Annotated in this window: 11 protein-coding genes and 1 riboswitch; of the genes, 8 read left to right on the top strand and 3 right to left on the bottom strand. The window is 39.8% G+C overall.

The annotated features are described in order from the left end of the window. The first annotated feature begins 40 nt into the window (after positions 1-40). Positions 41-206, top strand: a riboswitch (cyclic di-AMP (ydaO/yuaA leader). A 273-nt stretch (positions 207-479) separates the two neighbouring features. Beyond that, positions 480-1658, top strand: a complete 1179-nt coding sequence (locus tag WKK05_RS24650; RefSeq protein WP_341525682.1) for a hypothetical protein — start codon at positions 480-482, stop codon at positions 1656-1658. 68 nt (positions 1659-1726) lie between these two features. On the opposite strand, the gene WKK05_RS24655 is transcribed toward WKK05_RS24650, so the two are convergent. Together WKK05_RS24655 and WKK05_RS24660 are read right to left on the bottom strand one after the other, a co-directional pair. Beyond that, the gene (locus WKK05_RS24655) at positions 1727-3022 is read right to left on the bottom strand and encodes a HEAT repeat domain-containing protein (protein ID WP_341525683.1); all 1296 of its coding nucleotides are present in this window, start codon (positions 3020-3022) and stop codon (positions 1727-1729) included. 46 nt (positions 3023-3068) lie between these two features. Next, the gene (locus tag WKK05_RS24660) at positions 3069-3491 is read right to left on the bottom strand and encodes a ubiquinol-cytochrome c reductase iron-sulfur subunit (protein ID WP_341525684.1); all 423 of its coding nucleotides are present in this window, start codon (positions 3489-3491) and stop codon (positions 3069-3071) included. 478 nt (positions 3492-3969) lie between these two features. On the opposite strand from WKK05_RS24660, the gene WKK05_RS24665 reads away from it, so the two are divergent. The 7 genes from WKK05_RS24665 to WKK05_RS24695 all read left to right on the top strand — a co-directional run bounded on the left by WKK05_RS24665 (position 3970) and on the right by WKK05_RS24695 (position 14074). Next, positions 3970-5589: a ferredoxin--nitrite reductase gene (locus WKK05_RS24665; RefSeq protein WP_341525685.1), complete on the top strand. Its 1620-nt coding sequence runs from the start codon at positions 3970-3972 to the stop codon at positions 5587-5589. Positions 5590-5810: 221 nt separating this feature from the next. Beyond that, a complete protein-coding gene (locus tag WKK05_RS24670; RefSeq protein ID WP_341525686.1) occupies positions 5811-7313 on the top strand; it encodes a NarK family nitrate/nitrite MFS transporter in 1503 nt (500 codons plus the stop codon). Between the two features lie 465 nt (positions 7314-7778). Beyond that, a complete protein-coding gene (locus WKK05_RS24675; protein ID WP_341525687.1) occupies positions 7779-10025 on the top strand; it encodes a nitrate reductase in 2247 nt (748 codons plus the stop codon). Positions 10026-10348: 323 nt separating this feature from the next. Continuing rightward, entirely contained in the window at positions 10349-10798 is a 450-nt protein-coding gene (locus WKK05_RS24680) for a phosphate-starvation-inducible PsiE family protein (RefSeq protein ID WP_341525688.1), read from the top strand. Between the two features lie 55 nt (positions 10799-10853). Beyond that, positions 10854-11306 carry a nitrate reductase associated protein gene (locus WKK05_RS24685; protein WP_341525689.1) on the top strand — a complete coding sequence of 151 codons (453 nt, stop codon included), beginning with the start codon at positions 10854-10856 and terminating at the stop codon, positions 11304-11306. A gap of 288 nt (positions 11307-11594) precedes the next feature. Continuing rightward, positions 11595-12197, top strand: a complete 603-nt coding sequence (locus WKK05_RS24690) for a DJ-1/PfpI family protein (protein ID WP_341525690.1) — start codon at positions 11595-11597, stop codon at positions 12195-12197. A gap of 494 nt (positions 12198-12691) precedes the next feature. Continuing rightward, positions 12692-14074, top strand: a complete 1383-nt coding sequence (locus tag WKK05_RS24695) for a PrsW family glutamic-type intramembrane protease (RefSeq protein ID WP_341525691.1) — start codon at positions 12692-12694, stop codon at positions 14072-14074. 333 nt (positions 14075-14407) lie between these two features. On the opposite strand, the gene WKK05_RS24700 is transcribed toward WKK05_RS24695, so the two are convergent. Further along, a complete protein-coding gene (locus WKK05_RS24700) occupies positions 14408-15058 on the bottom strand; it encodes a hypothetical protein (RefSeq protein ID WP_341525692.1) in 651 nt (216 codons plus the stop codon). Positions 15059-15195: the final 137 nt, after the last annotated feature.

The raw sequence follows: 15195 nt of genomic DNA on the forward strand, positions 1-15195 counted from the left end.
TCTGCTACATTAATGTAATACAACAACTATAAATACTTCAAAAACATATCTGCCTAATGCTGTTTTGCCTTATGTCTTTAGTTGCATAGGGTAATACGCAACGGAGGAACCAAATTATTGTGGGGCTAATGCTGTGATTTCTCCAGTATGGACACCTTTCAGTCCTAGCCCGTCAGCTAACTTCGTCGGCATTGAGAGGAGACTGAACAAACATCATTTTTACAGATGGTGTTCTATTCAGAATTTTTTGGTTTGTTGCTTTTTGAAAGTTTCCCGTAGTACTGATTTAGTAACTTAATAATCAAAAAAGCCCGAATTTCAAATTGCTACTATTGGAATTCGAGCTAAATATATGATTGCAATAACTTAGTTTATCTCGAAATATATAATTTCAGTTTTCGAGGTAATTAAGTCATTGCAGGTTAGTGATGAGAATAATTTTCAGATAGAAATTCACTTGTAAATAAAGGAGAATTACAATGGAAATGAATCTAATCAAACTTACATTACAAAATCAAAAGAGACAATTAAGAAAGCAAAGACTTTCTTTGAATATACCAAAAATTAAAAATCTACTTCGTACTCCATTTGTCAAAGTTGGTTCTGCTCTTTCTATAATGTCAATATTGTTAATTTTCTCACCTTTATTAAGTACAAAAGACTTCGATTGGTTTAATGTTTGGCAAAATATGGGTTTTAATTTGTTAGGTGCAGTATGTGCTTTTGTAGCTTTTGATATTGTTTTTTATCGTCTTAAAGAATTAGATGATCAGCAAGGAGTGAAATTGGATTGCTTTGATAAATACGATTTTATTAATACAATCATGGAAGCAAAAACTTTAAATAGATTTTCTCCTAATCCTGTTGTTCCTATCAGAATACTGGAAGTTTGGACAGAATTATTGAGGGATAGTGTTTACAAAGAAAAATTCGCTCAAGCTATTTTAAGGTATATTGAAACTAATGATAGTGAGATTGAGATTTTATTGCTTAATCCTGAGAATAAAGATTTAGTAGAAGCTCGTTGTTTAGAATTACAAGCTGTATCTAGTGAATTTAATAATATCGCAGAAAGAATTTATATAAATTTTCGAGAGATACAGAAAATAATTAAAAAGCTGGAAGAAAAAGGAAAACAAGACAAATTAAAAGTCAAATTATACAATACTAGTCCATCACTAGCTATTTATATGTGTGATCCAAATTTGTTTGTCACCTTCTTCCGTTCTGGAATGACGACAATGAGCAAGCAGTTAAAACTCCCAGTAGATTCTGCTGTAAGTGCATTTATTAACGAAAGATTTGAAGAGATATGGCAAGATACCAAAACTATATCTTTAGAAAATTGTCTGTATGTAACAGTAGACGTTATTAAACGGGGTGTAGTTTACAGAACTTATGACAAAGTAAAGTATATTTTATGCGACCAAGGTTATTATCTTCAAAATGCAATATTATTTAAAGATATTGCTAATATAGCAGATATCAATATCCGAATTAATAGCAAGGTATTTAAACCAAATGATATAGCTATGGATGACTTACCAGATATTGTGAAAAAACTTTTTCGGAGCAAATACTTGAATTACGGTGAGTTATTTATTTCGCTAGAATTACTTCAAGACAAAGGGGGAAACTGGATAAAACATAATTGTTAGTTTTCTTTTGTTAAGCTTGCATATTACTATTGAGGATAGAGAATTTATTTCATCTTTTGAAAAAAAAGTTACCACTCCGCCAGCGCGATCGCTACTCCTTTTCGCAACTCTGCTGTGAGTGCGCCATCATTTACTAATTCCTGCAATTTTTGATAAGCGGCTTCCCTGTCCAGATTTTTCAATGCAGCGATCGCATGGAGTCTCACTGATGCATTTGCATCTGCTAGTAGCAAAATCAAGGGTTCAATTGCCTGTATATTGCCTAACTGTCCTAAAGACAAAGCGATCGCACTTTTGATGCTAGAAATTTCTATGCTTGGATGCTTTGATTGCAGTATGTCTAGCAAAATATCTGTAGTTAATTGCTGCGACTTTTGGATTTGCCCCAAAACTGTCACAACTTCCAGCCAAACTGTCTCTGATTGGCTTTGATTAAATGCTTGTTGTAAATATTTTAAACTCGATTGTGTCTCCATCCAACTCAAAGCGCGGATGGTTTCAATCTGTAGCTTTATTGGTGTTTGTGGTGATATCAACACCTGAAATAATTCCTTAGCAGCATCCTGAGAATTCATCCTGGAAAGGGCAGTTGCTGCGGCACAACAAACTTCAAGATTAAAGTCATAAAGCTTAGATTGCAGTTTCGTCACCAAATTGAATGTTTCACATAAGTCGGGACGAAAACCTAAACCCAGTACTGCTGCACGTCTGACTGGAGCGGCTAGATCATCCAATGCATTCAACAGTATTGGTGGTACACGTTCGTCATGAAAGCTGCTGAGGGCTTCAATTGCAGCACTGCGGACTGCGGCTTGTGAATCTTGTACTACACTCAACAAAGCTGTGATGGTTTCTGTTTGGCGAATGCAAGAAAGCGATCGCACTGCTAAAAGCCTTGTATCTTCCTCTATTAAAAGTTTAGAGAGTGCGGGAATTGCCAGAGTACCCATTTGCCCCAATGCTGTAGCTGCGATCGCTTTGAGTTCTTCATCCTCACCAGTTTTCAACAATTCTACTAGAGGCGCTATGACATCTGGGTGCTGAAATTCGCCTAAAGTCTTTGCTGCATACCACCGCAATTCTTCTTCTGCCTCTTCATCTTCTAATATTTCTACAAGTGGTTCGATTGCAATATTTCCCAGACTAGTCAATACATTAGCAATTTCCCAGCGTTGCTGAAAATCTCCCATCTCTAAAGTTGCCAGTGCTAATTCCAGGAGATATTCTTGATTGTTAACTATATCTGATTGCCTAGAGTCAACCTGCAAAATTAACTGTTGCAGATATTGAATCAGCAATGACCAATCAGCTGCATCATGCGCCGCCTGCGCTTGCACCAAAAGCTGCTTGATATTATTATCCACTACACCCTGCTCGAATTCTCAATCTTCTGCCTTCTGCCTTTTTACACTAAACTGGCTTAACTACAACTGAATTCCTTTCAATCTTGGCAGCATAAGTTTTTAGTGGTTCTGTGGCTGGGCCTTTTTGTACCTTACCATCAATCCCAAATTCTGAATGATGACAGGGACAGGCGAATTTTTTTGTCTGTGCTTGCCATACCACCGTACAACCTTTGTGAGTACAAGTAGGATCAACAGCAGTCATTGCGGTTTTAGATGTGCCAACTACCAACACAGGCCCGACGGGTGAATTCTTTGCAAGTAATTGACCAGCCTTATCTAATTCTGCCGAAGTACCAACCGTTTGCCAATCTCCAGATGCTGAAGTTTTTGGTGTAGTTGACTCGGAAGAACAGGCAGCGATCGCTACAGGTAGAGAAGTTGCAATCCAGCCCAAACCTACCCAATTAATAAAATCACGACGTTTCATAGAAAAAATATTTAAGTTTTAGCTAAGAGTAATCATTTCAAATACTTGTCAGTAAGCGTTTTACACCACTTATTGATTAGCTTTAATGCAATAAACGCATATTATTAATGCATTTTGAGCAATCTTACTAAAAAATCGTAACAATTTATACGATTTTAACAGAAATTCGAGCTTAACTTAAGAGTATCGAAATTGTTACATGAACAGTAACCAAATCTGCTTGACAAATTCCCAAGATGTAAATAACGACAAATTCTTCCTAAATAATTACGGATTTTAGGACAGGCCTCTTACCTGTCATAGGTTTGACGTTTGAACGTTCTTGAGTACAGATAATAACCCGTAACAGAATAAAAGTTTTTTATTACTAACTCTCGTAGATACAGCACAACTAATGAAACTACGGGTTGATTGATATTAGGCAATATACCTCCACAAGTTATCACCAGCATCACCAATTTGCAATGAGAGTCAGCTTATGACAGACACTGTAACTACTACTACAACTAGCCTCAACAAATTTGAGAAATTCAAAGCAGAAAAAGACGGACTCGCCGTCAAGGGTGAGATAGAGAAATTTGCTGCCCTCGGCTGGGAGGCAATGGACGAAACAGACCGTGATCATCGACTAAAGTGGGTGGGTGTATTTTTTCGCCCAGTTACTCCAGGTAAGTTTATGATGCGCCTGCGGTTGCCTAATGGTATTCTGACGAGCAGCCAAATGCGTGTTTTAGCGGCAGTAGTGCAGCGATACGGAGATGACGGCAACGCTGATATTACTACAAGGCAGAATATTCAACTGCGGGGTATCAGAATTGAAGACTTACCAGATATTTTTAATAGATTTCACGCAGTTGGATTAACCAGCGTCCAGTCAGGGATGGACAATATCCGCAATATCACAGGTGATCCTGTGGCGGGGTTGGATGCAGATGAACTGTATGATACGCGTGAGTTGGTGCAGCAAATTCAAGATATGCTCACCAACAAAGGCGAAGGAAACGCAGAGTTTAGCAACCTACCACGTAAGTTTAATATTGCGATCGCTGGTGGACGAGACAATTCAGTTCACGCGGAAATCAATGATTTAGCTTTTGTTCCAGCCTTTAAAGAAGGGATTGGTGACTGGGGACTGGGTACTGGGCAAGAATTTTCCCAATCCCCAATCGCTAATCCCCAGTCACCAATATTCGGCTTCAACATCCTCGTGGGTGGCTTTTTCTCTGCTAAACGTTGTGAAGCGGCGATTCCTCTGAATGCTTGGGTGTCTCCAGAAGATGTGGTGGCTGTATGTAAAGCTGTTTTGGAAGTCTTTCGGGATAATGGCCCACGCGCTAATCGGCAAAAATCCCGTTTGATGTGGCTAATTGATGAATGGGGTTTAGAAAAGTTTCGCTTGGAAGTGGAGAAACGTCTGGGTAAATCATTGCTACCCGCAGCAGCCAAAGATGAAATTGATTGGGAAAAACGCGACCACATCGGGGTATACAAACAAAAACAACCAGGATTAAACTACGCAGGCTTGCACATTCCTGTTGGTCGGCTGTATGCCGAAGATATGTTTGAAATCGCCCGTCTGGCAGAAGTTTACGGCAGTAGCGAAATCCGTTTGACCGTTGAGCAAAATATAGTGATCCCCAATATTTCTGACTCGCGATTAGCAACATTTTTAACAGAACCACTGCTAGAAAGGTTTTCAATTAATCCTGGTTTATTGACGCGATCGCTAGTTTCTTGCACAGGCGCACAATTTTGCAACTTCGCCCTGATTGAAACCAAAAACCGCGCTCTGACAATGATCAAAGCATTAGAAGCAGAGTTAATACTCACTCAACCAGTGCGAATTCACTGGACAGGTTGCCCTAACTCTTGTGGACAGCCGCAAGTTGCAGATATCGGCTTAATGGGTACTAAAACTCGTAAAAATGGCAAAACCGTAGAAGCGGTTGACATCTATATGGGTGGCAAAGTTGGCAAAGATGCTCATCTAGGGACTTGTGTCACTAAAGGCATACCATGCGAAGACTTGCAGTCAGTCATGCGAGAACTATTGATTGAACAATTTGGCGCACGTTTGCGAGAAGCAGTAACAGTCTGAATGGTGATTGGGGGCTAGGGACTGGGGACTGGGTACTGGGAAAGAGATAATAATAGATTTTTCCCAATACTAATCAGTAATTCCTAATATCTCATACTCAATTCCCAATCCCTAATCCCCAGTCCCTAATACCCAATTCCCAATACCTAATCCGGGCAATCGCACTATTGCCCACAGGTTTCTCTATGCAATTTTTCGGTTTTTTAAAAAGGAACGGCTGAATGCTAAAAGGATTATTTTCATTTACTGGACGCTACAACATCTTACATAGGACTTGGTTTGCTTTTTTTCTCACCTTTGTCTGCTGGTTTAATTTCGCTCCTTTTGCAACAACGATTGGCAAGCAGCTACACTTAGCGCCTGAACAAATTAAAACTTTGGCTATCTGTAACCTTGCTCTGACGATTCCAGCGCGGATCATCATTGGGATGCTTTTGGATCGTTTTGGCCCCAGAATAACTTACTCGATGCTGCTGATTTTTGCTGCTGTTCCCTGTTTAGCTACGGCGCTGGCGCAAGATTTTAACCAACTAGTAGTCAGTCGCTTGCTGATGGGAATTGTGGGATCTGGATTTGTGGTTGGTATCCGCATGGTGTCGGAATGGTTCCCTCCCAAGGAGATGGGAATTGCTCAAGGTATTTATGGCGGTTGGGGAAATTTTGGTGCTTTTGGGGCAGAGTTTGGTTTACCGATAATTGCAGTTTCTACTAGCTTTTTGGCTGGTGGTGCTTCTAACTGGCGTTTAGCGATCGCTTTCACAGGAATCATTGCTGCTATTTACGGCATTATCTATTACAACAGCGTCCAAGATACACCTACTGGTAAAACCTACAAAAAACCTAAGAAAAATGGTTCTTTGGAAGTGACAAGTGTCAAAAGCTTTTGGGCAATGATTATCTCCAATTTTGGTTTAATTTTCGCCCTGGGTTTATTAGCTTGGCGTTTGGAACAAAAAAATATTCACTTTTTAACTCTCAGTCAAATGTATCTGGTTTGGGTGCTATTAGCAGCATTATTTGCTTACCAAACTTACAAAGCTTGGCAGGTAAACCGTGAACTTTTAATTGGTAAGAGAACTTATCCTGCCTCAGAACGCTTTCAGTTTGGTCAAATAGCTTTACTCGAATTCACCTATGTTACAAATTTTGGCAGCGAGTTAGCAGTCGTTTCGATGCTGCCTGCCTTTTTTGAAAAAACCTTTAGTTTAGAACACGTGGTTGCTGCAATGATTGCCGCTACCTATCCCTTCCTTAACTTAATTTCTCGTCCTAGTGGTGGCTTAATTTCTGATAAGTTTGGCTCTCGCAAATGGACAATGACTGCTATTAGTGTTGGCATCGGTGTTAGCTATTTGGTAGCACATTTTATTAATAGTAGCTGGCCGATTCCTTTAGCGATCGCAGTCACTATGATTGCAGCCTACTTTGCTCAAGCTGGCTGTGGTGCAACTTACGGTATAGTACCCCTAATTAAAAAGGAAGCCACTGGACAAATTGCTGGAAATGTTGGAGCTTACGGTAATTTTGGTGGCGTAGTTTATCTGACAATTTTCAGTTTAACTGATGCACGCACACTATTTAGTACGATGGGTTTAGGTGCTATCATCTGTGCTTTTATGTGTGCCTTCTTCCTCAAAGAACCAAAAGGTTCTTTTGCTGGCGCATATGAGGGTGAATTAGCAGAATCGGCGGCTATAAAATCTAAGTTGCTGGTGGAAGAATAAGATTAACAATGGATTAAAAATTGAAAATATCAAGCCTACTAAGTTGTCTAGTAGGCTTGATGCTATAAATCAGGTTTTTCAATGATTACGTTAGAAAATTTTGAAAGATATTAGTTTATGATTTAGCCATAGATTACAAGATTTATTTTATTGCCATCTTAAATATTTTTTATAGATAAAGATGCTTATTTTTGATAAAAAGTATCATGAAGAACATTTTCATAATTTCACTTATTGTTTAATGAGTAAAAATACTTTCAGCTAGTTTTTGTATTTAAAATAAACTGAATTGTTAAGCTTTTTCTTAACTCATATTATCAGCTTTTTTGAATGAGCATCTCCAATATTTACTTATGCCAATACTTAAATATTCAAAGTTGAAAACTACAGCAATTCACTGTAATTGCATCTCTACAAACCTTAGCTTTCAACAGTTAAAAAATCAGTGAACACGGTGCAACTACCATGACTGAAGTTACTAAAACCCTTTGTCCTTACTGTGGTGTTGGTTGTGGACTGGAAGTTACGCCTCCAGCACAACTTGGTAAAGCAACTAATCGAGATACCCAAGGAAATCCCACTTGGCGGGTGCGGGGAGATAAAGCGCATCCATCTAGCCAGGGAATGGTTTGTGTCAAAGGCGCAACGATCGCTGAATCTTTAGATAAAAATAGACTACATTACCCAATGGTGCGAGACTCTCTAGATCAGGAGTTTCGCCGCGTTAGTTGGGACGAGGCTTTTGATCTCATCACCAAGCGGATTCAAACAGTACGCTTTACCCAAGGGCCAGAAGCCTTATGTATGTACGGTTCTGGCCAGTTTCAAACCGAAGATTACTACATAGCTCAGAAACTGATGAAAGGCTGTCTGGGCAGCAATAATTTTGATGCTAACTCTCGCTTATGTATGTCTAGCGCTGTATCTGGATACATTCAAAGCTTTGGCTCAGATGGCCCACCCTGCTGTTACGAAGATTTGGAATTAACCGACTGTGCATTTTTAATTGGCACGAATACAGCTGAATGTCATCCAATTGTTTTCAACAGATTAGAGAAATATCACAAAAAGAACCGCAAAGTCAAAATGATTGTGGTCGATCCTCGTCGCACACCGACCGCAGAAGCAGCTGATTTACATTTAGCGATTCGTCCTGGAACGGATATTGATTTGTTAAATGGCATCGCTCATTTATTGATGCGCTGGAACTACATTGATACGATGTTCATCGACGATTGCACGAGTAACTTTTCTGAGTATGCTGAGGTAATTCGGCATTATCCACCAGAAGTTGTGGCTCGTGAATGTGGAATTAGCATCGAAGATTTAGAAACAGCAGCCCGATACTGGGGTGAATCACAGCGGGTATTGTCGCTGTGGTCAATGGGTGTAAATCAATCTTCAGAGGGTACAGCTAAAGTCAGAACTATTATTAATCTGCACTTGATGACAGGACAAATTGGTAAACCAGGTGCAGGCCCTTTTTCGCTTACAGGTCAGCCGAACGCGATGGGAGGACGAGAAGCTGGGGGTTTGGCGCATTTGTTACCTGGTTATCGGTTGGTCAAAAATCCTCAGCACCGTGCAGAAGTTGAAGATTTTTGGAAACTGAAGCCAGGACAGATTTCGCCGAATCCCGGACTAACTGCTTGGGATATGATTACTGGGCTAGAAAATGGCACTGTAGAGTTACTCTGGATTGCTGCTACTAATCCAGCTGTGAGTATGCCAGATTTAGAACGGACTAAAAAGGCATTGTTGCGATCGCCTTTTACAATTTACCAAGATGCCTACTACCCTACAGAAACCACTGCTTATGCTCACGTTTTGCTACCAGCTGCCCAGTGGGGTGAGAAAACTGGCATAATGACAAATTCGGAACGGCGGGTAACTCTTTGTCAAGCATTCCGCCAACCGCCAAGAGAAGCGAAAGCAGATTGGGAAATTTTTGCGGAGGTTGGCCGTAGGTTGGGTTTTGTAAAAGAATTTGCCTTTGCTAACTCTGCCGAAGTTTATGCTGAGTTTGTCAAATTGACTCGTAACCGTCCCTGCGATATGACGGGTATTAGTCATGAGCAATTACAAGCAAAAGGCCCGACTCAATGGCCTTACCCGAAAATAGGGAGTGAGCAATCGGAAGTAGGGAGTAGCAATGAAACATCCTCTTCCCCTACTCCCCATTCCCTACTCCCTACTCCCTCCAAAAGACTTTACACAGATTTGCGTTTTCATACTCCTGATGGACGCGCTCGATTTGGAGCATATTACTCGCGGGGATTGGCAGAACCACCAGATCCCAATTATCCTTTTGTGTTGACTACTGGGCGACTTTACGGTCACTGGCATACTCAGACACGCACTGGTCGAATTGATAAAATTCGCCAAATGCATCCCGAACCGTTTATCGAAATTCATCCCCGTGATGCTGCTAAGTTAGGTATTGCAGATCATCAGTTGGTGGAAGTGCGATCGCGTCGCGGAAAAGCTAAGTTTCCGGCAAAAGTGACAAAAGCGATCGCGCCTGGGACAGTGTTTGTCCCGATGCATTGGGGTGCGCTATGGGCAAACAACGCCGAAGCCAACGCCCTTACGCATCCCGAATCTTGCCCCGATTCTCTACAACCAGAATTAAAAGCCTGTGCTGTACAGCTAATACCAATTTCTCTGGAAGTCAAAGTCAAAAATTATCAACTTCAATCCTCACAATGGTAAGCTGCTAAGTATATCCCTAAATACAAAATTCATACTCAGTAATTTAGTTAATCGTTCATAGTCAATAGTCAATAATTATTATTATATTTTTTGACTGTTTACTTTTGACTATTACCTATTATTTCTGATACATTGACATATACAAAAAGGCAAAATATCCGGTAAAAATGGATTTTTTCTGCACTAGCTTTAGCTATTAAAAGAAAAAGCTGGCAAAAAACTTACAATACATCGGTAAAAAATTCTTTATTTAATCCTATAGATAAATCTAGAGGATTTTTATTTGGTATTTTTGCTTTTTATTTAAAAACGGGGCATCGCAGATGAAGAAGTTATTTAGGCAAATGTTAGCGGCTACCAAAGATGAAAACTTCATGCACTTCATTGAAAATATAGAAGTACTCGTTTCGAAGGTTTTATCTGTTTTCATGGTAGTGGTAATTTTGGTAGCGATCGCAGATTTAGCAACCTACATTTTTAAAGAACTATTTACAGTACCTTATGGTACGTTTAACACAATATTATTTAAAATTTTCGGTTTATTTTTAAATATTTTAATTGCTTTAGAAATTTTAGAAAATATTACAGCTTATTTGCGTAAACACGTTTTTCAGGTTGAATTAGTTATTGTAACTTCTTTAATCGCTGTAGCGAGAAAAATTATTATCCTTGACTTGGGGAAAGTAACAGGTATTGATATCATAGGTTTAGGAATAGCTATACTAGCTCTATCAATTAGTTACTTAATAATTCGTTTAAGTAATTCCAAGTAGCTGCTTTAAATAGACCTAAGACTTTTGAATAAGCAAAATTAAAATTATTTATTTAATGACAGATTTCTTTAAATTCGAAGCTGATTTTGTTAATTCCTTGCGTTGCATCCCTATGCAGGTGCGCTACAAATTAGATACTTGTGGTATTAAGCTAAAATTATCTGATTGGAACCAGATGACTCAAGCTGAACGTCAAACTTTAGTTGAATTAGCTTGCACCACAGAAACGGAAATTCAATCTTACCAAAAGTATCTCCAGCATTTGATTTTAGAACGTACAGGCATTCCACCTACTCAATTACCTATAGAGCCTCATCCTGCGTGGATGGATTCTAGCACTGTAACCGCGAGTGTTCAAGAAAAAGCTCAAGAAATAGGTCTAACCATCACACCCTCTCAGTGGGCAAATTTAACTCCATTACAGCGTTTTGTCCTAATTAAACTTAGCCGTTCAGGACACGAAAACAAAAACTTCCCTAGAGCAATAGCAGAATTTAATCTACTCTAATTAACTTTCCATTCTGCCTTTGTCTTTCAAAAATAAATTTTATTAACTAGTAAGGCACTAAAACATTAAGTAAAATTACCAGTAAATAAAGTTCGGCTGCACTTTGTTAATGTACCGCTTCTAATTTGTGCGTTACGGCACAGAAAGTGCTGGAACATATTGAAATTCACTAATTGGACAATACAATACTTAAGATATGTAGTTTAAATTAATATTTACTTAATAAAGGTCTATTTACTATTAGCTTTAAACTATTGACTATTCAGTAGTAAATCAGGATACCAAAATATGGCTGTAAAGAAAATTTTAATGCTCGTCGGGGACTACGTAGAAGATTATGAGGTAATGGTTCCCTTTCAGGCGTTGCAAATGGTGGGGCATACCGTCCATGCAGTTTGCCCCAACAAGAAAGCTGGCGACAAAGTGCGGACGGCAATTCACGATTTTGAAGGAGACCAGACTTATAGCGAAAAACCCGGTCATAACTTCACGTTAAATGCCACATTTGCAGAAGTAGAAGCCGAAAACTACGATGCTTTAGTCGTCCCTGGAGGACGCGCTCCTGAATATATCCGTCTTAATCAACAAGTGCTAGAAATTACTCGACACTTTGCTCAAGCGAATAAGCCTATTGCTGCCATCTGTCATGGTTTGCAGCTATTAGCTGCTGCTGATGTACTGCAAGGGAAAAGATGTACTGCTTATCCTGCTTGTAGCCCAGATGTCCATAGTGCTGGTGGGATTTATGTCAATATTCCAGTAGATGAAGCAATAGTTGATGGCAATCTAGTAACAGCACCCGCTTGGCCTGCTCATCCCCGATGGTTGGAAGAATTCCTCAAAGTGTTAGGAACTAAGGTTGAACATCCAGACTTGGCTACAATCAATTAGTTTTTTGCAAAAGTTAATTTATACTTGGATTACTCAAGTGAAATAAGTATGGTAATCTTCACTATTCAGTAGTCAATTGTTAAGGGCAGAAAACAACTAATAACAGATAACCGATAATATTACATTTTTTAAATGTAAGTAAATGTGCTAAAAACTACTATTAGTTGATAAATTGCTGTGCAATTATTTTTGAGTGGCGTGTCAAAATTAGATAACGTATGTATTCTGAATTAATAGACCTGATAGCTCAGGCTTAGGCAGCACAAACTCTTAGAAGCTAAAACGCTTATTAACATTTATCAAGCAATTTTAAAATGGAAATTTTAAGATAAGTTTTAGCAGCGGCTTAGGCTAATCAAATACTTTGGTGAATTTGAATTTCTTAGCAGTAAGTGAAGCTATAGTGTATTTAGCAATGCTGCTGTTGGTGTGACTAAGGTTAAGTCCCACTGCCAAAGTATTTTAAGAATAATTTTAGAAACGCACTCAACTCGATGACAGGCAAAAACGCAAGACAAAATGCATTTCTGCGGCTCGTGTCTGGTAATGGGGCAGCTTTAGGGTCAGAATCTCGCTACTCGTTGCCCCCCAGTAAAGAGATGGTAATTGGACGCGACCCTAGCTGCCAAGTTGTCTTGGATGCCATGATGCACAGAATGGTATCTCGTCGTCATGCAGTGGTTCGTCCCCTCTCTTCATCCCCAGATAGCACATTCAGCTGGTTACTTTGTGATTTGAATAGCGCTAATGGCACTTATTTAAATGGACAGCGTTTGTATGGGTGTCAAGAATTGCACCCAGGCGATCGCATTTCTTTAGGCGCTGATGGGCCGCAATTCGTTTTTGAGTACGACACCATATCTCAAGCTACGGTGATGACAGCTAATCAAGCTAGACCACTGCCGCCAGCAACAAACTACCAAAACCATACGCATTTAAAGCAGCCGGATTCAGTTAGCTTTACTCAACTGTTTCCGATTATCTCTACTGGTAAAGATTTAACTCGTAAAGCTTATCTTGTACCGGGAATACTAACCGTAGTATTTGTAGTGCTGATGTTTACTACGGTAGGTCACCCACAAGCCAATCAGGTGATAGTAGCATTTTACATAGCTTCTGCTGCTTACTATTTTGTTTACCAACTCTGTGGTAAACAAAAGCCTTGGTGGGTGTTAGTAGGTACAGCATTGAGTACAACGCTGATTTTGCTCAGCCCCCTGTTAACTTTATTTATCTTCGTGTTTCGCGGCATCTTACCTGGCAACTTACCCTCATCTCAAGAATCTACCACCTTCACAGAGCTGCTTATCCGGATGTTTTTTGGTGCAGGGTTGATGGAGGAATTACTCAAAGCCTTGCCTGTACTAGGAGCGTTTTTCTTCGGAAGATTATTGTCTTCACCTTGGCGAGAACGCATCGGTGTTTGGGAACCTTTGGATGGCATTCTTTTGGGAACTGCTTCTGCTGTGGGTTTTACCTTGCTAGAAACTCTGGGGCAGTACGTGCCAGAAGTTACTCGTAATGTCACTCAACAGGTAGGTATAGGTGCAGCTGGTCAACTGGTGGGTTTGCAACTACTAATTCCTCGCATTTTAGGCTCTGTAGCAGGACATATGGCTTACAGTGGCTATCTGGGATATTTTATTGGTTTAGCTGTCCTCAAGCCCAGTAGAAGTTGGCAGATTCTCGCAGTTGGCTATCTGAGTGCTGCTGCACTCCATGCTTTATGGAATGCTACAGGCTCTATTAACGCCTTGCTATTGGTAGTTGTTGGAGTTTTGTCTTATGCGTTTTTGATGGCCGCAATCCTCAAGGCACGGGCGTTATCACCGACGCGATCGCAAAATTTTGCTACCCGCTTTCTTGGCCCGAAATGAACAGTGGAGACAAGGGAGACAATAATAACTCTTAACTCTTGTAGAGACGCGTAGACGCAGGGAGCGCGGCTTCTCGTAAGAGTATAATCGCGTCTCTACTCTTGCTGATTTGTTAAACTCAAATTTCTTTTTATGCCTTAGTGTAGATGGCGCTATTTTTGTAACAACCTTATGGTTAAAATACTCTGGAGGGTATATGCCTGAAGGATAAAAAATAAGACTCTAAAACTGACTGGACAAGCGTCACTCCAGTGGCAAACAAATATGGTTGCCCCTTGTATTGAATCAAAGTAAAGGGATAAAAGAGGAATATTTAGACGGAACTTACGGAATTTACGCTTCAGACTCAAAGCTATTGTTTAGTTGATTGAATGCATAGTAAGCGATCGCTAAACTAACTTTTGCTTGCTCTACTTCTGATAAAGCTGTCCACTCACGATTATCAGCATTATTTAGAATAGATGTAACATTTTGCACTTCACTACTTCGCATAGCGTAGGCAAAAGGACGAGCTAAGACTAAAAGGTCGTCAGATCCCCAAGTTGGTAGTACGCTCTGAACGCACTCAACTAGCTGCTCACCCATTGATTGGCGGGAGGCAAAAATCTCAGCAGCTTTCTGGGCTATAGCATTGAGCCACACTTGCGGAACGCAGTTGGCAAAATTACAGTGTAAAGTTTCTTGAAGATTAAGCACAATTGCTTGCTCTGTATTATCTGTGTAGTATACAGTATTTGAAATACGAGACCAAAGCGTGTCAAGATGGCTGTAAAAATCTTGCGATCGTGTTGTCAGTTCATCCTCTAGCAATTCCTGCATCCCGAACTGCTGCTCTAGATCATGAAAATAAGCTTCTGATTCCTCATCAGCTGGATTCCAGGGATAAGTACCATCATCTGGTTCGAGTAGTGCTTCTAATAATTCTAATTCCACTTGAGACGTCAAAGAGTTAAAAGTATCTGAGCTATTAATTTTGTTAGTCATTTGTAGCCTCACGGTTAATTAATTGGCAGTACTGACTGCTACAACTGCAAAAATCAGATTTCCGCAAAATTAAACTTGTTTTTCTCTATATTGAGTGCAGATTGTAAAGGCTGAAATTAATTATTAAAACCTGATTT

The sequence above is a fragment of the Nostoc sp. UHCC 0302 genome (assembly GCF_038096175.1).
Lineage (GTDB): Bacteria > Cyanobacteriota > Cyanobacteriia > Cyanobacteriales > Nostocaceae > UHCC-0302.